Consider the following 21,046-nt stretch of genomic DNA (forward strand, 5'->3'; position numbering starts at 1 on the left):
CTTGCGGGCCCCGCGCCCGCGGAGAATGCCTATTCCCTGATCTGCATGGGGCATCATGCGGTTCTGGAGGTCTATCTGAACGGCGCGCCGACGATCCTGCATGCCAGCCCCGGGGATCTGGTCTTTTCCTTCCCGGCGACCGAGCTGCTGCGCGACGGGGCGAACCGGCTGGATGTGGTCTATGAACCCCTCGATGTCGAGAAGCGCAGCTATACGCCCACGCCCGAGGTCTCGGTGCAGATCCAGCTGTCGCAGGGGCGCCTGGGCGAGGCCACGCTCCTGAACGCGCGCTACGGCATGGAGGAGGAACGGCTGGTATCCGAGCCCCTGACCCTGTTCAGCGGGCGGCCGTCAGCCCGATCTGGGCAATATCTCGCGGCCCAGACCCGAGGCCGAGCGGCCCTTCACGATCTGGTTCGGCGACGGCAAGCCCTCGCGGGAGTTCACGCGGATCGTTCCGGTCGAGTTCCGGATCGACGATGCGCCGCTGGGCGATGTCGCCTGGGCCGGGACCGAGCCGCTCGAGGATGACGGCGAAACCCGCGACGCGCTGTGGCAGGCGATGGCGCGGCTGCATCAGGCCGTCGAGCGGCGCGACCGCGAGGGCTTCGTCGAGATCGCGGGGCCCTATCTGGCGCGGATGGCGCATATCTGGGGCAAACCCGATGCGGGGGCGGCGGCCGACACGATCCTGGCCCGGTCGCCCTGGGCGTCGGAGCGTGCCGCGGGAATGGTGCCGCTCTTGTCGCGCCAGGAAGCGCGGAGCGCCACGCTGGCCTTCGGCTCGGACCGGCGGCTCGTGGAATTCTCGGACCGCCGGGTTGCCGCGACCGATGCGGGCGGCGAGGTGCTGTCGGCCCTGCCGCTCTATTTCGCGGGCCGTCCCGGCGGCCCGTTCCTGGCCTGCTTCTCGCGGGACATGAATATCGATCTCTAGCTGTGAAATCCGGAAGGCGCGTTCCTTCCTGTGAGGCTCGGGTTCGAGCCTGGCGATTGGGTCCGGTCCCGAACAGGGAGCAACCTTCCAAGATCTCAAACTGGGATGAGCTGGAAGGACAGGTTTTCCGGTCCCGGCCCATCCGGGGGCAGATCCTTCGGGCGCGACCCCGGGGGGCTCTGCCTATCGGCGCCGGGAAGGGGACGGGCACGCCTGCGCCGATCAGGTCTCGCCCCGGAGGATCGACCGCTCCGGGGTGGTCGCCGGCGCCATGAAATCCGGGCCGGAACAGAAGCCCGGGATATCGAGCCACCAGCCCGGCAATGCGTGGCAGGCCAGTCGCGCCGATGACGGCCCCTGCCGGAAACCCTGCCCCGGCTGCCGATGTGGAAGGCCCTGCGCAAGGCCCCGCACGCGCCCGGGCCGGGAGGCTTGAATTTCCCCGTCCGGGGCTCCATTGTCGGCCCCGATATCCAGCCACAAGCCCGCCCGTCAGGCTTTCAGCCAGCACAAGCAGATCGACGGCAAGGCAGGCATATGGCGATGGATGGACAGGCCCTCGGGGCGCGGCAGGACAGGTTCCGGCACGAGATTTCCCCACAGGACGCGCCGCCCGCAAGGCGCAGGCGGGTCTCCCCATGGGCTATCCTGAAACCGGTGCGCTTCCGGATCTGGCTGGCGATGGCGATCTCGGCCGGCTCGGCGCTGTTCACGCTGGCGGTGATGGTCCTTCTGATGACGGCGGTCGGGCAATTGGTCGCGGCGCCGGGCAGCGTGCCCTGGGGGACCTTCGCGGGCGTCGCGATCTGCACCATCGGGGCCTATGTGGCGCGGCTCGGGGCCTTCAACCAGGCCCATTACGCCGCCTTCCGGCTCGAGCGCCTGTTGCGCAACGGGCTGGCCGCGCGGCTGGCGCGGGTGCCTCTGGGCTATGTCGAGGCCCAGGGCGCGGGCGCGCTGGCCAAGGTGATCCATGACGACGTCAAGGCCTTGCATGTCTTCGTGGCCGACAGCACGCCGCTTTATGCCCGCGCCTATGTGACGCCTGCGGTGACGCTGGCACTGCTGCTCTGGCTCGACTGGCGGCTGGCGCTGGTCGCGCTGGCGGTGCTGGGACTGGGCTATGGCATTCTCACGCGGGCGCAGCGCCGGCGGCGCGACATGGTCCGGGCCTATAACGCGGCCCGCGAGAAGGTCAGCGCGGCGGTGGTCGAATATGTCCAGGCAATGCCGGTGGTGCGCAATTTCGACAGCGGGCAGCAGAGCTTCGGACGCTATCAGGCGGCGCTCGACGGCTATCTGAAGGTGATGCTCGACTGGTATCGCGCGGCGGGCTTCCCGGCGCGGTTCTCCTGGCTGGTTCTCAGCCCGATGCCGACCCTGACGCTGGTGCTGGGCGCGGGGCTGATCCTGACCGCCATGGGCGATCTCGAGATGTCGCGCTGGCTGGGGGTGCTTCTCATCTGCACCGGCATGGCCGAGGCGATGATGCCGATGATGATGCTGCGCCACATGATCGAGAAGGTCGGGCTCAGCGTCGCCCGGATCCAGGAGGTGATGCAGGCCCCCGAGCTGGAGCGGCGCGCCGATCTGGCCGCCGCCAGCCCCAGGGACGCCGCCGAAGGCCCTTCGGCGCTGAGCTTCGAGGGTGTGAGCTTCGCCTATGGCCCGGATCTGGCGCCCGCCTTGCAGGATGTCAGCTTCGCGGTGGCGCAGGGCAGCGTGACCGCGCTGGTCGGGCCGTCAGGGGCCGGCAAGACCACGGTGGCGCGGCTGATCCCGCGCTTCTGGGATGTCACGGCGGGGCGGATCTGCCTTGACGGCACCGATATCCGGGCGCTTGCCCCCGACGATCTTCTGGAAAAGGTGGCCTTCGTCTTCCAGGAGAGCTTCCTTTTCGCCGACACCATCGCGGGCAATATCCGGATCGGGCGGCCCGATGCCAGCGACGATCAGGTGATCGCGGCGGCGCGGGCGGCCCAGGCCGACGGGTTCATCCGCGCGTTGCCGCAGGGCTATGACACGCCGGTGGGCGAGCGCGGCGTGTTCCTGTCGGGTGGCCAGCGGCAACGCATCGCCATCGCCCGCGCGCTGTTGCAGGACCGGCCCCTGCTGGTGCTGGACGAGGCCACGGCCTTTGCCGATCCGGAGAACGAGGCCGAGCTGATCGCGGCGCTGTCCGAGCTGATGCGCGGGCGCACGGTGATCATGGTGGCGCACCGGCTGGCGACGATCCGCGATGCCGACCAGATCCTTGTCTTCGAGCGCGGCCGCATCGCCGAGAGGGGCAGCCATGACGCGCTGCTGGAGGCCGGGGGAACCTATGCAAGGCTCTGGCGGAATTACGAAAAGGCACAGAGCTGGTCGCTGGGCGCGGCTCGGGCCACCGTGACAGGGGAGGCAGCCCAATGACCGCGACAGCAAAAGCCGGGGCAATCCCCCGCAAGACCGGCAAGACGGGAAAGACTGGCGCCACCTCCTTTCTCACCACCTTCCGCCAGCTGGCGGACAGCGTCGGGCCCGAGGATGCGCCGGGGCTGCGCCGGGCGCTGGCAGGCCTGATCGCCGCGGCCGCGCTTCAGGGCTTCGGGCTGGCGGCCATCGCGCCCTTGTTCACGGCGGCGGCCACCGGGCCGGGGCTGGGCGAGGCGCTGGTCTGGTTCGGGGTGATGGTGCTTCTGATGGGCGCGGCCTCGGGCCTGCGCTGGGTCGCGCAGGGCTTCGATTTCGACGGGCGCATGGTGCGCGCGACCTGGCGGCTGCGCAGCCGTCTGGGCGCCAAGTTGCGGGAAATTCCGCTCGAGCAGCTTCAGGACAGGCGCGCGGGCGAGCTGAATTCGATGGTGCTGGGCAATGTCGACGAGAACCTGCTTTACGCGCTGACGGTGCTGAACCTCGTCTTCACCGCGGTGGTGACACCCTTCTGCGCGGCACTGGGGATCTTGCTGTTCGACTGGCGGCTGGGGCTCTTGCTGCTGCTGGTCTTCCCGGCCATCGTGCCGCTTTATCGCTGGCGGCGTCCGGCGCTGGGGCGGGGCAAGCGCATCCTCGGACAGGCCCATCAGGAGGCCAGCGCCGACGTGCTGGAATATACCCAGGGGTTGCCGATCCTGCGCGCCGTGGGCCGGGCGGGCGAGAAGGCCGAGCGGCTCTCGGCCACCTTCCGCAAGCTCGAGGAGATCCAGATCTTCGGCCATCGCAAGGGCGCCAAGCCCAATATCATCGTGGCCAGCGTGGTCGAGCTGGGGCTGGTCGCGGTGCTTGGCGTGGGGCTCTGGCTGGTGGTGGCGGGCAGCCTGCATCCGGCGGCCCTTGGAGCGGTCTTCGTGATCGTGGTGCGGCTGTCGGAACCCCTGTCGACCTTCATCCTCTATACCGCCATGCTCGAGGTGATGGAGGCCGCGCTGGAACGGATCGCGGCGCTGATGGCGATCCGGCCCGCGCCGCAGATGGACCCGCCCGCCATGCCGGAGAGCCACGAGATCCGGTTCGAGGGCGTGAGCTTCACCTATGCCAATGCCGAAAGCCCCACGATCCGCGATTTCGACGCGGTGCTGCCCGAACGCTCGCTGACCGCGCTGGTCGGGCCTTCGGGCTGCGGCAAGACCACGCTGACGCGGCTGCTGCTGCGCCATTTCGATCCCGATCAGGGGCGCGTCACCATCGGCGGGGTGGATCTGCGGCAGATCCCGGCCGACCGGATCGACGGGCTGGTCTCGGTCGTGTTCCAGGATGTGTACCTGTTCAACGACACCGTCGCGGCCAATATCCGGATGGGCCGCCCCGAGGCGAGCGAGGACGAGGTCCGCGCCGCTGCCGCCGCCGCGCAATGCCTTGAGTTCATCGAAAGGCTGCCGCAGGGCTGGCAGACGCCCTTGGGCGAGATCGGCGGGCGGCTTTCGGGCGGCGAGCGTCAGCGGATCTCGATCGCGCGGGCGCTTCTGAAGGACGCGCCCATCGTGGTGCTGGACGAGCCGACGGCGGCGCTCGATACCGAAAGCGAGCTGGCGGTGCAGACCGCGCTGGATGCGCTGGTGGCCGAGAAGACGGTGATCGTGATCGCGCACCGGCTGTCGACCATCGTCGGGGCCGACCAGATCCTTGTCATCGAGGACGGCAAGCTGGTGCAGGCGGGCCGCCACGGGGCGCTGATCGGGCAGGGCGGGCGCTATGCCCGGATGTGGGCCGCGCAGGGCGCGCGCAAGCGCTGGTCGGTGGCGGGCTGATCAACGCGCCACGATCAGGGGCGTATGGCTGACCGGATCGTCGAGGATCACCGCGTCGAGCCCGAAGACCTTTTGCAAGAGCGCCGGCGTCATCAGCGCGCGCGGCGTGCCCTCGGCCACCAGCGCGCCCTCCGCCATCACGATCAGGTGGTCGGCATAGCGGCAGGCCTGGTTCAGATCGTGCAGCACCGCGACGATGGTGCGCCCGCGTTCGCGGTTGAGCCGCTGCAGCAGGCGCAACATCTCGAGCTGATGGGCGATGTCCAGGTAAGTCGTGGGTTCGTCCAGCAGCAGGATCGGGGTCTCCTGCGCCAGCACCAGCGCGATCCAGACCCGCTGGCGCTGTCCGCCCGAGAGCGCGTCGACATCGCGCCCGGCCAGATCGGCGATGCCGGTGGCGGCCATGGCCTCGGCGACGATCCGTTCGTCCCTTGCGCTCCATTGCCGGAACGGGCCCTGATGGGGATAGCGGCCGCGCGCCACCAGATCGCCCACGGTGATGCCGGCGGGCGCCTGCGCGCTTTGCGGCAGCAGCCCCACCCGGCAGGCCAGCGCGCGCGCGGGCATCCGGGCGATGTCCCTGCCATCGAGCAGCACCCGCCCGCTCTGTGGCGGCAGCAGGTTGCAGAGCCCGCGCAAGAGGGTCGATTTCCCGCAGCCATTCGGCCCCAGGATGACCGAGACGCGGCCCTCGGGCACCTTCAGCGTGATGTCCCGGCAGACCGGCTTGCCGGCATAGCTGAGGCCGAGGGCATGGGCGGTCAGCCGGGGCGCGGTCGCGGGGGTGTCGGCAAGGAAGGGGCGGGGATCGGGTCGGGTCATGGGAACCTCGGGCTGGCTTGGCGCGGGCGCGGTTGGGGTCAGGACAGAAGGGCGTCGAGTGGCCGGTCGGCGGCCCCCTCGCCGGCGAAGGCGGTGCAGGTTCGGGTGACGGCGGCCACCAGCCCGGCCACGTCATCGGCGCTGTAATGGGCGTGGCGATAGCTCATCATCATGCGCAGGCCCCGCTCGCCGCCGATCACGTCCTCGACCACTTCGAATTGCAGCCCCAGCACCGAGTCGGTCTTGTCCGGGTCCACCTGGCGGAAGCGGACCGGGCCGTCGGGGCCCTCCAGCACGCCGTTCAGGGCGTTCCGGGCATGGATCTGGATGAAGACCTCGAACATATGCGCGCCGGGGGCGGCGGGGCCGTCGGAGAGGGCTTCCTCGACGAGATCGATGGGGATCTCGCAATGGGGCAGCGAGCCGTTGATCATGTCGCGCACGCGGCCGATCAGGGCGCGTGGGGTCAGCCCGCCCTGCGCGCCGAGGCAATGCGCGGTGACGGTGGTGAAATAGCCGATCGTGTCGAAATAACCGGGATCGGTCCGGCCCGAGGCCGAGGTGCCGACGGTCAGCGCGTCGAGCCCCGCCAGCCGTTGCAGCGCCACGGAAATCGCCGCGTAGACGGTGTTGAACAGCGAGGCCGAGCAGGCCCTGGACAGGGCATAAAGCCCGTCCGAGACATGGGGCTCCAGCGCGATCTCGCACCAGGCGCCGCCCGCGTCATTGGCGGCATCCGGGCCTTGGGGCGCGGGAAGGGGCGGGGCATCGGGACGGCGGATCGGACAGGGCGGCGGGGCGTCGCGCAGCGCATTCAGCCAGTGATCCAGGGCGCGCGGATCGGGCCCCCGGGCGGCCTGATTGCGGGCGAAGGCATGGAAGGGCGCGGCGGGCGCGGCCCAGAGCGGCGGTCGTCCCGCGGCGCGGGCGGCATAGGCGCGGGCGAGCTCGTCCATCATCAGGTTGACCGACCACTCGTCCAACACGATGTGGTGGAAGAGAAAGGACAAGAGCTGTCCCTCGCCGGTCCGGATGAAGCGGAGCCGGACAGGCAGCTCGCGGGCCAGGTCGAAATCATGGGCGGCCTCGCTGGTCAGGACCGGGGCCGGATCCTCGACATCGCCCGAGCGCCTGAACCAGCCGATGCGGTCGACCGTCTCCATCGGAACGGCCTCCTGGAAGACCCCGCCCGGGCTGTCGGCGAACCGGCTGCGCAGCGCCGGGTGACGTTCCATCACGTCGCGAAAGGCGGTGGCGAAGACGGCCTCGTCGACCGGGTCCAGGAAGCGCAGGACGAAGGGGATGTTGAAGATCGGACCGAAGCCGAGCGCGGCGTAGATCTTCCACAGCGAGGCCTGGGCAAGGGAAAGCGGCGCCCGCCCGGCGGGGTCGGCGCAGCGGTCGGGCGCCGTTTCGGGGCCGGGCCCGGTTCGGCGCGCGAACGGGGCCAGCGCCGCGGCCGTCGGGTGGAGGAAGAGATCGTTCAGGCGCAGCTCGATCCCGTGGGTCGCGGCCAGCCGGCCGATGACCCGGGTGGCGGTCAGCGAATGCCCGCCCATGTCGAAGAAATCGCAATCGGCCGTCATCTGCGGCGCCTCCAGCGCGCTGCGGAATTCGGCGAGGATGAGCCGGGCGATGGCGTCCCCGGTCCCGGTTTCGGATGCGGGCTGCGCCCCGGGGACCAGCTCGGCCAGAAGCGCGGCGCTGTCGGGCAGATCGTCGGCCACCGGATGGCGGATCAGGGCCAGCCGCGTGGCGCCGGGGGCCAGCACCAGCACGACGCGCAGGGGCGGCTCGTGCGACAGATCCCAGGGCGCGGCGGTGCAGCTGTCGATAACGGGGCCGATCCCGTCCGCGCTTGCGGCCCAGCGGAGGCGCAGGTCGGGACGGCCCCGGCCGGGCGTCACCAGCAGCCCGCAAGCCTCGTCGAAGCGGTAGAGCCGCGTCAGCTCGGCCCGCCCGGCCAGCCGCCCGGCCAGGGCGACGGCCACCGCGCCCGGCTCGGCGTGATCGGGCAGTGCAACCTGGGCGATCCGGGGGGCGAGCCCCTGGTCGGATTGCTGATGCGCCAGCCAGGCCCGTCCCTCGGCGGGCCGGGACGGACGGCTGGGCAGGGCATGGTCGGGGCCGTGGGCGGTCATGGTCTGTCCTTCCTGATGGGCGGGGGCATCGCTTATCCCCGCCGTCTTTTGCGGGTCAGCAGCCAGATCAGGTAAAGCCCGCCGATGACGCCGGTGACCTGGCCGATCGGCAGGATCGCGCCCCAGGGGGCGAGGCGGCTGAGAAGATCCGCGCCCAGCATCAGCGCAGCCCCCATCAGCGCGGCGCCGATCAGGGGCTGGTCGGGCATGCGGGCGAGCCTCCGGACCAGTTGCGGCGCGGCCAGCGCCACGAAGGCGATGGGGCCCGCCGCCGCCGTGGCCAGCGCGGCCAGCGTCACCGCGCCCGCCAGCATCCACCGCCGCACCCGCTCGACCGGCACGCCCAGGGGGCCGGCGAGATCGTCGCCCATGGTCATCAGCCCCAGCGGCCGCATTCCCAGCAGAAGCGGCGGCATCAAAAGCCCCAGCCCCAGCCAGAGCGGCCAGACATGGCCCCAGCTCCGGCCCTCGACCGAGCCCGCGAGCCAGAGATTGCCGGAAATCGCGGCGTCGAGGTCTCCGCGCACCAGCAGAAGCGCGTTGAGGGCGCTGAGGACGGCGCCGACGCCGATGCCGGTCAGGACCAGCCGGTAGGCGCCGACCCGCCCGTCCTTGCGCGCCAGCAGGTAGACGCAGATCCCGGTCAGCATCGCGCCCGCCAGCGCCGCGGGCACCACGCCCGCCCCGCTGCCGCCCAAGCCGATGATCCAGACCAGCGCGCCGCTGGCCGCGCCCGCGGTGAAGCCGATCACGTCGGGCGAGCCCAGCGGGTTCCGCGACACTGTCTGGAAGATCGCGCCCGAGGCCCCCAGCGCAGCCCCCGCGCCCAGCGTCACCAGGAGGCGCGGCAGGCGGATATCCATCACCACATGGGCCAGCATCCGCGACGGCGCCTCGCCCGCCAGCACCTGCCAGATCTCGGCCGGGCCGATGGCGATCCGCCCCAGTCGCAGCGAGACCAGCGCCCCGGCCGCGAGCAGGAGCATCAGCGCGAGATTGACCCAAAGCGCCCGCCGCCCGCTCCGGAGCGACAGGCCGCGCCAGCGCCAGACGATATGCGCGGCCCCGCTCACAGCGCGTTCATCCGCATCCGGCGGGCAAGCGCCACGAAGACCGGCCCGCCGATCAGCGCGGCCATGATGCCGACATCGATCTGGCTCGGTCCGCCGATCACCCGTCCGGCCAGATCGGCAATGCCGACCAGCGCGCCGCCGAGGATCATCGAGGCCAGCAGAAGCCCGCGATGGGCGGGGCCGACGATATGGCGCGCGAGATGCGGGGCCGAGAGGCCGACAAAGGCGATGGGGCCCGCGGCCGAAGTCGCCACGCCGCCCAGCACCACGATGACGCCGGCGGCAGCGAGCCAGATCCGGCGCGGATCGGCGCCGAGGCTCTGGCCGAAATCCTGCCCCAGCGCCAGCGCGTCGAGCGGACGGGCAAGCGCCAGCGCGGCCAGCGCGCCAAGGCTGACAAGGGCCGCGGCAGGCCCCAGCACCTGCCAGTCGCGCCCCTGCAGCGAGCCGACCGCCCAGTGGCGGAACTGGTCGAAGACATGGGCCTCGACATTGACGGTGACAAGCCGGGTCAGGGTCAGCAGCACGATCGAGAGCGCCGCCCCCGCCAGCACCAGCCGGACCGGATCGCGGGTCTGCGCCATGCCGCCAAGCGCGAAGACCGCCGCGCCGCCAAGCCCGGCGCCAAAGATCCCGGCCCAGAGCGAGCCCGCGATATCGATCCGCCCGGTCAGCGCGATCAGGCAGACGATGGCCAGCGTCGCCCCGGCCGAGACCCCCAGAAGCCCCGGATCGGCCAGCGGGTTGCGGGTGAGCGTCTGCATCATCGCCCCCGCCGCCCCGAGCGCGGCCCCCACCACCAGCGCCAGCAGGGCGCGCGGCAGGCGCTGGTCGCGCACCAGCAGATGCGCGCCCTCGGCCGGGTCGAAGCGCAGCAGGGCCTCGAGCGTGACATCGGGCGCGATCTGGCGCGGGCCGAAAAACAGGCTGGCCAGCGTCACCGCCGCCAGCAGGCCGAGGGTCAGCCAGATCCGGGAGCCGCGGACCATGGGCTCAGGCCCCGCCAAAGCGGCGGGCGATGCTGTCGACGATCTCGCGGGCGCTGTAATAGTCGATGCGGAAAGAGTTCTTGCCCAGCCCGTAGACCTGACCGCGCCCGACCGAGGGCAGGTTGGCAAGGATCGGGTCGGCCATGAAGCGCGCGGCATCGGCGTCGGTGCCCGCCAGCAGGAAGGTGGTCTCGGCGCTCAGCTGGGTGAGATGCTCATAGGAGGCGCGCACCACATCGGCCGAGGCGGGCATCGAGGCGCTTTGCCAGCTGGTCGGCGGGTCTTCGAGATCGAAGCCCAGCCCCGTCAGCAGGCGGCCATGGGCGCCCCCGGCCCGGGCCACGGGATTGGGCGCGCCGGGGCCGTTATAGCTGACGATATTGGCGCGGCCCCCGGGCAGGGTCAGGGTGGCGCGGGTGGTGGCGAGGCTCTCGGCAAAGCCCGCCAGCAGGGCCTCGGCCTCGGCCGCGCGGCCGGTGGCACGGGCGAGGCGTGCGGTCAGTTCCTCCCAGGCCATCGCGCCGTAATCGAGGACCAGCACCGGGGCCACCTCGGCCAGGGCCGCGCGCTGCGCCAGCGCGGAATCGGCGCCGCCGGCCGAGACCACGATCAGGTCGGGCTCCAGCGCCCAGGCGGCCTCGAGATCGATCGAGCCCGCGCGCCAGAGCTTCTCGACGCCGCGGGCCCGGGCCTCGGCCTGCCATTGCTCGAAGAAGGCGCCGCGCACGGTGGTGGCGCTGGCGATCACCGGCGCGCCGATGGCCAGGAGGCTGCCGGTGAGCGTGACCGAGCTCGACAGCACCCGGGCAGGCGGCGCGGGCAGGACGGTTTCGCTGCCATCGGCATTGGCCAGGCGGCGCGGCCAGCCGGGGGCGGCGCCCGTGGAACTGGCCCGGGCAGAGCTGCCAAGTGCTGCGGCGCAGGTGGCGAGGGTCAGGAAGGAACGGCGGTTCATGTCTTCTCCTGTCGGCTGGCGATGGGGCGGGCGGTACGGGCGGGATGGCATGGCGCGGGCCCGGCGGAGTGCTCTGCAAGCAGCTCTGCGAGCGGACGGTCCCGCGCATCCGGGGCGCAGGCGCGCGCAAGGAAGGGGACAAGCGCGCGGGCCGCGGCGGCGACCTCGCCGGCCGAGGCGGGATCTGCGTCGATCGACAGGGCCAGTTCCGAGCCGTCGCTGCGCGCGCTCCAGGTCAGGTTGAAGCCGTCGCCGGGACCGGCGGCCAGCACCTCGCTTTGGGCGGTGCAACCGGGGAATTCGGGCGGATCGAAGGGCAGCACGTTGACAAGCGGCGAGAAGAAGAACCGTTCGCCCGCGCGCAGGCCACGATCTGCGGCCATCTGCTCGACCCGGTAGCGGCCGTGGCGGCGCAACCCGCGCAACGTCTGCCCGGAGCGGTCGAGAAAGGCGCCGAGGGTTTCGCCGGGCCGGTGCGAGACGATCAGGGGCAGGATGTTCACCACAAGTGCCGGGATGGCGGCGGCGACGCTGCCCAGACGGCTCTGATAGGGCAGCCAGACCGGCAGGCCCGGCGCCCCGGCGGGGTGGTCGCGCGCGATCCAGGCGGCGCTGAGCAGGGTCAGGAGGTCGGGCCAGCCCATCCCCGCCGTGCGGGCCGCCTGCTGCAGCTGAGCTTCCAGCCCGGCGGGCAGGTCGGGGGCGGCGGCCAGCGGCGGGGGGGCGTAGTCCTCGCCCCCCTTGGGCAGGACGCCGAGATCGGGGATGTCGCGCAGGACCCCGGCCCAATGGGCCTGATCGCGGTTATGGCGGGGCCCCGCGCGATAGGCGGTTTCCTCCTCGAGGTAGCGGGCGAAGGGCAGGAACGGTCCGGGACCGGCGCGGTGGCCAAGGGCTTCGGCATAAAGCGCGGCCGCGCGCCGCTCGATCAGCGACATGCCGTAGCCGTCCAGCAGGATATGATGGCCGCGCAGATACCACAGCCAGCGACGCGGCCCCACCCGCAAGAGCCAGAGCGCGCAAAGCGGGTCGCGCTCCAGATCGATGGGCCGGGCGATGTCCTCTGCCATCATCCGGCGGGCGCGGGCCTCGGGGGCGGGGGTCCGTTGCAGGTCCTGCACGCGCACCGCCGGGATGCGCCCGGGATCGACCCGCTGGCGCGGCCCGCCCGGCCCGTCGCGAAAGCGCAGCGCCAGCACCTCGGCCTCGCGCGCAAGCCGGGACAGGGCGGCGACAAGCGCGACCTCGTCCGCCGCGCCCTCGATCGCGATGCAATGGGCGACGGTGGACAGCGGCCGGTCCGGGTGAAAGCGGAACTCCTCCCAGAAATCGAGCTGGGCGAGGGTCAGCTCCAGCCAGGCGGCGTCCCGGAATTCCGCGGTCATCGGGGTCCCTCCGGTTCGGGAGGGGCCGGGATCAACTGCGCGGCCTGCCGGGCGGTGCGCGCCGGGATCAGCCGGGAGGGGCGCAGCGCGGTGCCGAAGCGGGCATTCAGCGCCGCGGCCACGCCGATCAGGTGCTCGGGCAGAAGGCCCAGATCGATCAGCGGGCTGTCGATGGTGGCCTCGGGGGCCGGGCCGGTCTGCCGCAGGTAGATGTCGAGCACCGCGCGTCCCAGCCTGTCGGAGCATGGCGCGGTGTGGGGAGGCAGGGCAAGCGCCCGGGCGGCGGCGCGGTCGGGCTTGCCGTTGGGCGAGAGCGGCAGCGCCGTTACGGCGATGAAGCGGTCGGGCAGGTGCGATTGCGGCAGCCGGCTGCGCAGCCAGGCGCGCAGCTCGGCGGGACCGGGGGGCTGGCCCTCGCGCGCGGCGTAAAGCGCGGCCAGCGTGGTTTCGCGTCCGTCGCCGGGGGCGAGATCGACGACCATGGCCCGGGACAAGGCGGGGTGATCCGCCAGCGCGGCCTCGATCTCGCCAAGGCTCACGCGGACACCCCGCACCTTGACATAGCCGCCCACCCGTCCGGCAAATAGGATCTGTCCCGGCCTGTCGGGCGACCATTGGCCCAGATCGCCGGTCCGGAAGGCGCGCTGGGGCGTGCCGTCGGCGCCCGGCAGGGTGACGAAGCCGTCCTGGCTCAAGCCGCCCGGCTCCAGATAGCCCAGCGACAGGCAGTCGCCCAGGGTGTGTATGCGGCCGGTGACGCCGGGCGGGCAGGGCTCTCCCAGCGGGTTGCAGATCCGGTATCCGGCGCCGTCGAGGGGACGGCCATAGGGCACCGGCGCGGTCCCGGGCGCAGGTCCGTCGTCGGGCTCGAAGCCGGGACCGATCTCGTGCCAGATGCTCCAGATCGTGGTTTCGGTCGGGCCGCCCAGCGAGATCAGTCGCGCGGCGGGGCAGAGCCTGCGCAGCTCCGCCAGCGTGGCGGGCTTGATATAGTCGCCGCCCTGGGCGATCAGGCGCAGGCTTTCGATCTGTCCGGGACGGGCGCAGGCCAGCAGCATGTCCAGGATCGCCGGCACCGATACCCAGAGCGTCACCCGGTGTCGCGCGACCAGCCGCGCCCATTCCACCGCGTCCTTCTCGTGCCCGGCGGCGGGCAGCACCACAGAGGCCCCGGCGGCAAGCCCGCCGAAAAGATCGAAAAGCGACATGTCGTGATGCAGCGGCGTGACCGAGATCAGCACGTCTTCCGGGCCCACCTGCCAGGCGGAAAGGGTCTGATCCAGCACATTGGCGGTGGCGCGGTTCGACAGCACCACGCATTTGGGTGCGCCGGTGGTGCCCGAGGTGAAGAGGTAATAGCCCGGCCCGGTATCGAGGCTGCGCGCGCGCAGGCTGGCCGCGTCCGGCAGCGCGCCGCCGGGCCGGGGCAGATCGCCGGGGCGCAGGCAGCGCCGCCCCGGAAGTTCCTCCTCCGAGACGATCAGCGCGGGTGCCGCGCGGTCGAGCAGATAATCCCGGCGGGCAGGCGGTGCGGCGGCATCGACCGGCACCCAGACGATCCCGGCCATCGCCGCGGCCAGTTGCAGGACCACGTGATCGATCCCGCGCGGCAGATGGAGGGCCAGCACGTCCCCCGGGCCCATCCCCTCTGCGGCAAGCCCCGCAAGGGCGGCGGCGACCCGGTCGCGAAGCGCAGGGTAGTCGAGCCTTTCCTCGCCGCAGATCAGCGCGGGGCCCTGCGCGTGGTTCAGGGCCTCCGCGATCCTCACCAGATGGGGGGCGGGATCGGCCACATGGGGGCGGTCGGGCGGCAGATCCACGGCGACCAGCGGGTCGGGCAGGCTCAGCGCGCCGGTCTCGGCCATGCTTTCCAGCGCGCGCAGGGCGGCCTCCAGCATGGCGGTCACGGTCGCGGGGGCAAGGACGTCCTCGGCATGATCGGCGGCGATCTCGATCCCGCCGCCGGGCGCGCGCATCAGGCGGATGTCGAGCGCGACCTGGGGCGTCTGGGTCAGCCCGTCCACCTGTCGCATGGCCGCGCCCCTGGGCGGTGTCTCCCAGTCGAGCCCGTTGGTCAGCACCACCGGCAGGGCCAGCGGCCCGCCGGTCCGGGCCAGCAGCTGGCGCGCCAGATCGACCCCGGAAAAACCCATATGCCCGAGCCCCGCCATGGTCCGGGCCTGAAGTGCGGCGGCCCTCGCGCGCGGCGTGCCCGAGCCGGCGTCATGGTCGAGCGCGATGAAGGAGGCGCGGTTGCCCAGATCCTCGCGGTCGAGCGCCGGGGCGGTGGGCAGGCCCGCGCAGATCTGCAGATCGGGAGTGAAGCGGGCCAGCACCTCGAGGATCGCAAAGCCGAGAAGCGTGTTCAGGAACAGCCCCTCGCGGGCGGCCGTGCGGCGCAGGGGACGGATCAGTTCGGGCGAAAGGATCCGAGAGCTGCGCCGGTAACGCGCCGGTCCCGGCCGGTCGGGCGGTCTTCGCCAGGGCAGGCGCGGCGCGCTTTCGACGCGGGCCAGGGCCTCGGCCCAGTAGGCGGCATCGGCGGCCCGCTCCTCGGCCGGAACCGGCGGCGGAACGGGCAGGCGCGCGGCGGCGGGTGTGCTGGCAGACAGCGGGTCGGTGGCGAAAAGCTCGGCGCAGATCTGGGCGATGGCGGGCCCGTCCAGCCCGAGGCCGTCGAACTTGACGGCCAGCGCGTCCTCCTGTCCCTCGGGCATGGGCAGGGCGCAGACCTGCCAGAGCGGGCCATCCAGCGGGCCATCCAGCGGACAGGGGCTGCGGGCGAAGTCCTGCCAGACCGCCTGCAGCCGGGCCTCGGCATCGGGCGCGGCGCGCAGGTCGTGGGTCACGAGCGGCAGCTTGGGGTGCCGGGCCAGATATTGCCGCCCGGCATCGGCATCGATGCGCAGCCGCAGCGCCGGATGCGCGTCGCAGAGCGCCTGAAGCCGCGCGCCGAGGGCCGCCTCGTCCAGCCTGCCGCGAAAGAGCCGCGCCTCGTGCATGGCGATGCCCCCCAGCGGCAGCACCTCCTCGCGCCCGGCCAGATAGGCACGCTGCAAGGGACTGAGAGGCCAGCTTTCCGGTGCGGACGGGGCATCTGCCAGCGCATGAAGGCGATCCATGAAGATCTTGAAAAGGCGGGTAATCCAGTCCTGCTTGATCAGATCCAGCCGGATGTCCCAGTTGACGAGCAGCCCCTCCCCCAGCCGCGCGATCTGCGCGTCGAGCGCCACGCCCGGCCCCTGCGAGACCGACCAGACCAGATCGCCAAGGCAGCGCCGCGCGCGGTCGGACAGGACCGAGCCGCGCGGGTGATCGAACCCGGCGGTGAAGACCACGGGGGCCTCGGGGACATGGCCCAGATGGCGGGCCAGATCGCGCATCTGGCCGGGGCCGGGATGGGCGCTGTGGCCGATCGCGCCTGCCAGATCGGCCTGCACCCGGCGGGCAAGGGCGGCCAGATCGGGCTCTGCGCCCGCGACCCCGAGAAGCGCGAAATCGGAAAAATCGCCGATGATCGGGGTCTCGCCCTCTGGGCGGTGGAACATCGGCACGGTCAGGCGCAAGGCGGGCTGGCCGCAGGCGCGGGCCAGCTCCTGTGCGAAAAGCGCCAGCGTCAGCGCGGTGGGCGTGACCCGCATCTCGCGGGCGCGGCGCATCAGGCCCCGGGTCCGGGCTGGGTCCAGCCGCTCGGCCAGGCGGGCGGTGCGGGGGGCGTCTTCCCGCCGTCCGGGCGGGCGCGGCAGCTCCGGGGCCGCGGGCAGGGCGGCGATGCGCTCCTGCCACCAGGCGCGGGCGGCGGCCGCGCGGGCGGGGCCGTCCGGGTCGCTGCGCCGCGCCTCGAGATGGGCGGCGAAATCGCCTGCCTCCGGCAGGGCAGAACCGGGGCCGTCCTCGTAGAGCCGGGCCAGGTCCTCCATCAGGTCGGGAAAGCAGGAAGGATCGGCCGCGATCATGTCCAGATCGACATGCAACCGGCTGCCGCCTCCGGGCAGCAGGCTGAGGGAAAACGCCACGGCCTCGCCCCGCTCCAGCGCCAGCCGCTGATGGCTTTGGTCCGCGCGGATGCGTTCGAGGGCCAGCTGGCAGTCGAGCGCGCCAAGCCGGCTGAGATCGTGCCGGTCAAGGAACGGCCCCGGGCGCGGCGGCAGTATCCGGGCCGTGCCATCCGCCGCGACGGCCAGCCGCAGATTGGCATGGCGGGCGATCAGGGCGGCAATCGCGCGCTCCAGCCGGTCGGGATCGAGGGCACCATCCGTGCGGTCGAGCTCGACATAAAGATGCGCCGAGGGACCCTGCGCCCCCTGGCCCCCGGCATGTCCGTTGACCCAGCTGGCCGCTTGCATCGGCGTCAGATCATACATCGGCAACGACCCTGTTGACAGTTCCTGACATAAATACTCAACTATCAGCGCCCGTCAACCGGAGCAAATCGGCGCAAGCCAACTGGCGCCCTCATGGCTGTGGCGCGCGCAATCGGCGGCGGGCAGGGTATTGATTTCCGGCCGATTTCGGCCGCTGCACAGGGACCGGATCTTGATGGACGATTTCACCCCCTGGCCCGAGGATCTGGCGCGTCGCTATCGCGAACGGGGCTATTGGCTGGGCCTGCCCCTGAGCGAAGGCGTGCGCCAGCAGGCGGCCACCCGGCCCGATGCCACTGCCATCCTCTGCGGCAATCGATCCTTCAGCTATGGGGCGTTCGAGCGGATGTCCTCGGTCCTGGCCAGGCGGCTGATCGCGGCCGGGCTGCGCCCGGGCGATCACGCGGTGGTGCAGCTGCCGAACCGGGCCGAGTTCTACATCACCTTCCTTGCCCTGCTGAAGGCGGGCATCCGCCCGGTGAACGCGCTTTACAGCCACCGCGCCCATGAGATGCGGGCCTATGTCGAGCAACTGGAACCGGCGCTGCTGGTCGGCTCGCGCGCCCATCCTCTGTTCGCGGATGACGGCTTTTCCGATGCGCTGCGGCGGGACGGGCTGGCACCACGCCTCGGCCTGTGGCTGGACGAGACCGGACCCGATCATGACCTTGCGCGCTGGATGGACCCCGAGGTCGATCTGCCCGAGGCGCCGCTGCCCGCGCCCGATCCTGCGGGCGTCGCCTTCTTCCAGCTGTCCGGGGGCAGTACCGGCACGCCCAAGCTGATCCCGCGCACCCATGACGATTACGACTACTCCGTCCGCGCCAGCGTCGAGATCTGCGGCGTCGATGAAGGAACCCGCTTTCTGGTCGCGCTGCCCGCGCCGCATAATTACCTGCTGAGTTCGCCCGGCGCGCTGGGGGTGTTCCGGGCCGGCGGCACCGTGGTGATGGCCGAAAGCCCCGAGCCGCATCTGTGCTTCGGGCTCATGCGCCGTCACCGGGTGACGATGGCCGCTCTGGTCCCCTCGGCGGTGGCGCTCTGGCTCGAGGCCGCGCGCGACGGCCTGCCGGTGCCCGACAGCCTGCGTCTGGTGCAGGTCGGCGGGGCGAGCTTTGCCGAGGCGCAGGCGCGGCAGGTGCCCGAGCTGCTGGGCTGCGCGCTGCAACAGGTCTTCGGCATGGCCGAGGGGCTGGTCAATTATACCAGGCTCGACGATCCGCCCGGGCGGGTTTTTGCCACCCAGGGCCGCCCGATCAGCCCCGATGACGAGGTCCGGGTGCTGGATGCCGATGGCCGCCCCTGCGCGCCCGGCCAGACCGGGCGGCTCTGGGTGCGCGGGCCCTATACCTTCCGGGGCTATTTCCGCAGCCCCGCGCAGAATGCCGCGGTGTTCGATGCCGAGGGCTTCTATCACAGCGGCGATCTGGTGCGGCGCGATGCCCAAGGCTATCTCAGCGTCGTCGGCCGGGTGAAGGACCAGATCAACCGGGGCGGCGAGAAGATCGCGGCCGAAGAGGTCGAGGGCCTTCTGCTGCGCCATCCCGACATCCTGCAGGCCGCGCTGGTGGCCCAGCCCGATGCCCGGCTGGGCGAGCGCGGCTGCGCGGTCCTGGTGGCGCGCAAGCCGCTGCGTGCGGTCGAGCTGCGCCGCCATCTGATCGCGCTGGGGGTGGCAGAGTACAAGCTGCCCGACCGCTTCGCCTTTGCCGAGACGATCCCGCTGACGCCCGTGGGCAAGCCCGACAAGACAGCCCTGCGCGCCGCCCTGCTGCACCCCCAATGACAGCCCCCATGGTGCCTCCGATGACGCCCACTGAAACGCCCCCGAAACGCCCGAGAGGAGAGGATGACATGACCCGGACCACCACAAGCCCGGCCCCCGACCGCGACTGGCTGAGCGCGCGGCTGAACAGCCTGCTCGAGGACGAGGGCCCGATCGATCCGGCCGAGAGCCTGATCTATTACGGGCTCGATTCGCTGCGCGTGATGAAGCTGGCGGCCGAGCTGAAGGCTCATGGCATCCATGTCGGCTTCGAGGATCTGGCGCGGGAGCCGACGCTGGATGCCTGGGCCGCGCTGATCGACGCCCGGCGCGATGGCTGACGGCTTGCCCGTCCGGGCGGGGGTCGACCTCGCGCTGGCCCGGCTGGGTGCGGCCCTGCCCGATTGCCGGGCGGTGGCGGTTCCGGTTGCCCGGGCCGAGGGGCCGGGGGCGCGCCGGTCGGCCGAGTTCCGGGCCGGGCGGCTGGCGGCGGCGGCGGCAAGTGCTGCCCTGACCGGGATGCCCTGCCTGGCCGGGCGGGGCCCGGACGGCGCGCCGCACTGGCCTGCGGGGCTGACCGGCTCGATCAGCCATGCGGCCGGGCAGGCGCTGGCGCTGGTTGGGTCGTCGGCGCATCGGGCCGGGCTGGGCGTGGATATAGAGGGCCCGCTGTCGACGCAGGTGGCGGCCGAGATCGCGCCGGTGGCGCTCACCCCGGGCGAGCGTGCCTGCTTCGGGACCGATCCGGTCTGGGTGGGGCTGATCTTTTCGGCCAAGGAAAGCCTGTTCAAGGCGTTGAGCCCGAGGATCGGGCGGCGGTTCGATTTCGACGCGGCGCGGATGATGCCCGGCGGCGCGCGGCGGCCGCCGCTGCTGTGCCTGACCTGCGATCTGGCGCCGGGCTGGGAGGCCGGGCGCCAGATCGAACCGGTGCTGATCGCCCATGAGCAGGGGGTGATGACGGCGGTCGCGCTCTAGCCCCGCAGGGTTGCGCCGCCATCGACGTAGAGATCGGCCATGGTGACATGGCCCGCCTCCTCGGACAGGAGGAACATCGCCGCCCGTGCGATGTCCTCGGGCGTAGCGAGCTTGCCCAGCGGGATGCCCGCACGATAGCTTTGCGGATCGCCCGCGATGACCCGCCCGGCGCCGTCCTCGTCCTGCCACATGCCCGTCTGCATCGGCGTCAGGGTCGAGCCCGGCGCGATCACGTTGCAGCGCACCCCGTGGCGGGCAAGTTCCAGCCCGAGGCAGCGGGTCAGCATGGTCAGCGCCGCCTTCGAGGCGCAATAGGCGCCCATGTCGAGCCGCGGAATGCCCCCGCCATTCGAGCTGACCACCACCAGCGCCGAACCCGGCCGGCGGACGAGCCGCCGCCCCAGCGCCTGCAGCAGATGAAAGCTGCCATCGAGATTGATGCCCTGCACCCGCCGCCAGTCCTCGGGCGACATCTCCAGAAGCGGCCCCGTCGCCAGCACTCCGGCGGCATGAACGCCAAGGCTCAGCGGCCCGGCGCGGGTCTCGGCCGCCCCGACCATCGCGCCGACCGCTTGCGGGTCGCGAAGATCGCAGGGCAGCCAGGCCGTGGCCTGCGGGCGATGGGCCAGCGCCGCGATCGCGGCGGCGGTGTCGGTGGCCACGACCCGGGTCCCCGCTTGGCTCAGCAAGTCGACGCAGGCCCGGCCGATCCCGCCAGCCGCCCCCGTCACCAGGGCCGTGCGCCCCTCGAACCCGGTCAGGCGCATGCGGCCTCCGCGGGCAGGGCGGCCAGCGCGTCGCGGGTGGCGATCACGCCGCCGCAGCACCCGGCGACCCAGCGCATCGCCATGTCATGGCGTGCGGCGTCGAAATCGGCCTGGGCATCGGCGATGGCGAAGGGCTGGATGTCGCGCTGGAACGCCTCGGCGGCGGTGGCGAGGCAGCCGATATGGGCATAGATGCCCGCAATCAGCAGCTGGTCGCGGCCGCGCGCCCGCAGCAGGGGCTCGAGATTCGAGCGCCGGAAGGCGCTGTAGCGGTGCTTGACGAGGACGATGTCGTCCTCTGCCGGGGCAAGCCCGGGCAGGATGTCCTGATCCTCGGGGCGGCGCGACATGCCGGGCCCCCAGAGATCGGCCTGCAGGCCGCGGTCGGCGGGCAGCTGATCGCCCTGTTGCGCGGTGTAGAAGACCGGCATTCCCGCGGCCCGCGCGGCCCGCGCCAGCGCCGCGATATTGGCGATGACGCCGGGCAGGGGCGCCGCGCCTTGCGGGAAGGGGGCACAGAAATAACGCTGCATGTCATGGATCAGAAGGGCGGCGCGGCCGGGCTCGGGCCGCCAGGGGGCGCGGGAGGCCGGCAGGGCGTCGGGCGCGGGCAATGGGTAGGAGGCAATCTTTGGAAGGGTCAT

At 72.0% G+C, this 21,046-nt stretch carries 15 protein-coding genes and 1 pseudogene; 7 read left to right on the forward strand and 9 right to left on the reverse strand.

Annotated features, from left to right (window positions below):
• Window positions 1-45 precede the first annotated feature (45 nt).
• The 4 genes from B5V46_RS18945 to B5V46_RS18960 all read left to right on the forward strand — a co-directional run bounded on the left by B5V46_RS18945 (window position 46) and on the right by B5V46_RS18960 (window position 5,163).
• Entirely contained in the window at window positions 46-531 is a 486-nt protein-coding gene (locus tag B5V46_RS18945; RefSeq protein ID WP_080618247.1) for a hypothetical protein, read from the forward strand.
• Between the two features lie 31 nt (window positions 532-562).
• Window positions 563-937: a hypothetical protein gene (locus tag B5V46_RS18950; protein ID WP_080618248.1), complete on the forward strand. Its 375-nt coding sequence runs from the start codon at window positions 563-565 to the stop codon at window positions 935-937.
• A gap of 543 nt (window positions 938-1,480) precedes the next feature.
• The gene (locus B5V46_RS18955) at window positions 1,481-3,349 is read left to right on the forward strand and encodes an ABC transporter ATP-binding protein (protein WP_080618302.1); all 1,869 of its coding nucleotides are present in this window, start codon (window positions 1,481-1,483) and stop codon (window positions 3,347-3,349) included.
• The gene (locus B5V46_RS18960; RefSeq protein WP_080618249.1) at window positions 3,346-5,163 is read left to right on the forward strand and encodes an ABC transporter ATP-binding protein; all 1,818 of its coding nucleotides are present in this window, start codon (window positions 3,346-3,348) and stop codon (window positions 5,161-5,163) included. Before B5V46_RS18955 ends, B5V46_RS18960 begins: the two co-directional genes overlap by 4 nt.
• Here the strand turns inward: B5V46_RS18960 and B5V46_RS18965 are convergent, their stop codons facing one another.
• The 7 genes from B5V46_RS18965 to B5V46_RS18995 are packed head-to-tail and all read right to left on the reverse strand — an operon-like array spanning window position 5,164 to window position 16,892.
• Window positions 5,164-5,985: an ABC transporter ATP-binding protein gene (locus B5V46_RS18965; protein WP_080618250.1), complete on the reverse strand. Its 822-nt coding sequence runs from the start codon at window positions 5,983-5,985 to the stop codon at window positions 5,164-5,166.
• 38 nt (window positions 5,986-6,023) lie between these two features.
• Entirely contained in the window at window positions 6,024-8,126 is a 2,103-nt protein-coding gene (locus B5V46_RS18970) for a condensation domain-containing protein (protein WP_080618251.1), read from the reverse strand.
• Between the two features lie 32 nt (window positions 8,127-8,158).
• Window positions 8,159-9,199: an iron chelate uptake ABC transporter family permease subunit gene (locus tag B5V46_RS18975; protein ID WP_155774207.1), complete on the reverse strand. Its 1,041-nt coding sequence runs from the start codon at window positions 9,197-9,199 to the stop codon at window positions 8,159-8,161.
• Window positions 9,196-10,188 (reverse strand): iron ABC transporter permease, encoded by a 993-nt coding sequence (locus tag B5V46_RS18980; RefSeq protein WP_080618252.1) that lies wholly within the window; start codon window positions 10,186-10,188, stop codon window positions 9,196-9,198. The genes B5V46_RS18975 and B5V46_RS18980 overlap by 4 nt, the downstream gene beginning before the upstream one ends.
• Window positions 10,189-10,192: 4 nt before the next feature.
• Complete coding sequence (gene fepB, locus B5V46_RS18985) at window positions 10,193-11,143, reverse strand: Fe2+-enterobactin ABC transporter substrate-binding protein (protein WP_080618253.1); 951 nt, start codon at window positions 11,141-11,143, stop codon at window positions 10,193-10,195.
• Window positions 11,140-12,528, reverse strand: a complete 1,389-nt coding sequence (locus B5V46_RS18990; protein WP_080618254.1) for a condensation domain-containing protein — start codon at window positions 12,526-12,528, stop codon at window positions 11,140-11,142. Before B5V46_RS18990 ends, fepB begins: the two co-directional genes overlap by 4 nt.
• Window positions 12,525-16,892, reverse strand: coding sequence for an AMP-binding protein (locus tag B5V46_RS18995; RefSeq protein ID WP_080618255.1), 4,368 nt, complete (start codon window positions 16,890-16,892; stop codon window positions 12,525-12,527). The genes B5V46_RS18990 and B5V46_RS18995 overlap by 4 nt, the downstream gene beginning before the upstream one ends.
• Window positions 16,893-17,064: 172 nt before the next feature.
• Between B5V46_RS18995 and B5V46_RS19000 the strand changes: the two genes are divergently transcribed.
• From B5V46_RS19000 to B5V46_RS19010, 3 genes and pseudogenes are all read left to right on the forward strand, one after another.
• Window positions 17,065-18,678 (forward strand): (2,3-dihydroxybenzoyl)adenylate synthase, encoded by a 1,614-nt coding sequence (locus tag B5V46_RS19000; RefSeq protein ID WP_196774420.1) that lies wholly within the window; start codon window positions 17,065-17,067, stop codon window positions 18,676-18,678.
• A 101-nt stretch (window positions 18,679-18,779) separates the two neighbouring features.
• A pseudogene (locus B5V46_RS19005) lies at window positions 18,780-18,998 on the forward strand (phosphopantetheine-binding protein); the annotation flags it as partial.
• A complete protein-coding gene (locus tag B5V46_RS19010; protein WP_080618258.1) occupies window positions 18,991-19,635 on the forward strand; it encodes a 4'-phosphopantetheinyl transferase in 645 nt (214 codons plus the stop codon). The pseudogene B5V46_RS19005 and the gene B5V46_RS19010, both read left to right, overlap by 8 nt.
• Here B5V46_RS19010 and B5V46_RS19015 read toward each other — a convergent pair.
• On the reverse strand, window positions 19,632-20,402 hold the full coding sequence (locus tag B5V46_RS19015) for an SDR family oxidoreductase (protein ID WP_080618259.1): 771 nt from the start codon (window positions 20,400-20,402) through the stop codon (window positions 19,632-19,634). The genes B5V46_RS19010 and B5V46_RS19015 overlap by 4 nt on opposite strands.
• Window positions 20,393-21,046: an isochorismatase family protein gene (locus B5V46_RS19020; RefSeq protein ID WP_080618260.1), complete on the reverse strand. Its 654-nt coding sequence runs from the start codon at window positions 21,044-21,046 to the stop codon at window positions 20,393-20,395. The genes B5V46_RS19015 and B5V46_RS19020 overlap by 10 nt, the downstream gene beginning before the upstream one ends.

Origin of the sequence: Rhodovulum sp. MB263, assembly GCF_002073975.1 — a bacterium.
Classification (GTDB): domain Bacteria; phylum Pseudomonadota; class Alphaproteobacteria; order Rhodobacterales; family Rhodobacteraceae; genus Rhodovulum.

Excerpts from the sequence above, each read along its gene's own strand:
- B5V46_RS18945 (WP_080618247.1), top strand. The coding sequence starts at position 46 with ATGGGGCATCATGCGGTTCTGGAGGTCTATCTGAACGGCGCGCCGACG.
- B5V46_RS18950 (WP_080618248.1), top strand. The coding sequence starts at position 563 with ATGGCGCGGCTGCATCAGGCCGTCGAGCGGCGCGACCGCGAGGGCTTC.
- B5V46_RS18955 (WP_080618302.1), top strand. The coding sequence starts at position 1,481 with ATGGATGGACAGGCCCTCGGGGCGCGGCAGGACAGGTTCCGGCACGAG.
- B5V46_RS18960 (WP_080618249.1), top strand. The coding sequence starts at position 3,346 with ATGACCGCGACAGCAAAAGCCGGGGCAATCCCCCGCAAGACCGGCAAG.
- B5V46_RS18965 (WP_080618250.1), bottom strand. The coding sequence starts at position 5,985 with ATGACCCGACCCGATCCCCGCCCCTTCCTTGCCGACACCCCCGCGACC.
- B5V46_RS18970 (WP_080618251.1), bottom strand. The coding sequence starts at position 8,126 with ATGACCGCCCACGGCCCCGACCATGCCCTGCCCAGCCGTCCGTCCCGG.
- B5V46_RS18980 (WP_080618252.1), bottom strand. The coding sequence starts at position 10,188 with ATGGTCCGCGGCTCCCGGATCTGGCTGACCCTCGGCCTGCTGGCGGCG.
- fepB (WP_080618253.1), bottom strand. The coding sequence starts at position 11,143 with ATGAACCGCCGTTCCTTCCTGACCCTCGCCACCTGCGCCGCAGCACTT.
- B5V46_RS18990 (WP_080618254.1), bottom strand. The coding sequence starts at position 12,528 with ATGACCGCGGAATTCCGGGACGCCGCCTGGCTGGAGCTGACCCTCGCC.
- B5V46_RS18995 (WP_080618255.1), bottom strand. The coding sequence starts at position 16,892 with ATGTATGATCTGACGCCGATGCAAGCGGCCAGCTGGGTCAACGGACAT.
- B5V46_RS19010 (WP_080618258.1), top strand. The coding sequence starts at position 18,991 with ATGGCTGACGGCTTGCCCGTCCGGGCGGGGGTCGACCTCGCGCTGGCC.
- B5V46_RS19015 (WP_080618259.1), bottom strand. The coding sequence starts at position 20,402 with ATGCGCCTGACCGGGTTCGAGGGGCGCACGGCCCTGGTGACGGGGGCG.
- B5V46_RS19020 (WP_080618260.1), bottom strand. The coding sequence starts at position 21,046 with ATGACCCTTCCAAAGATTGCCTCCTACCCATTGCCCGCGCCCGACGCC.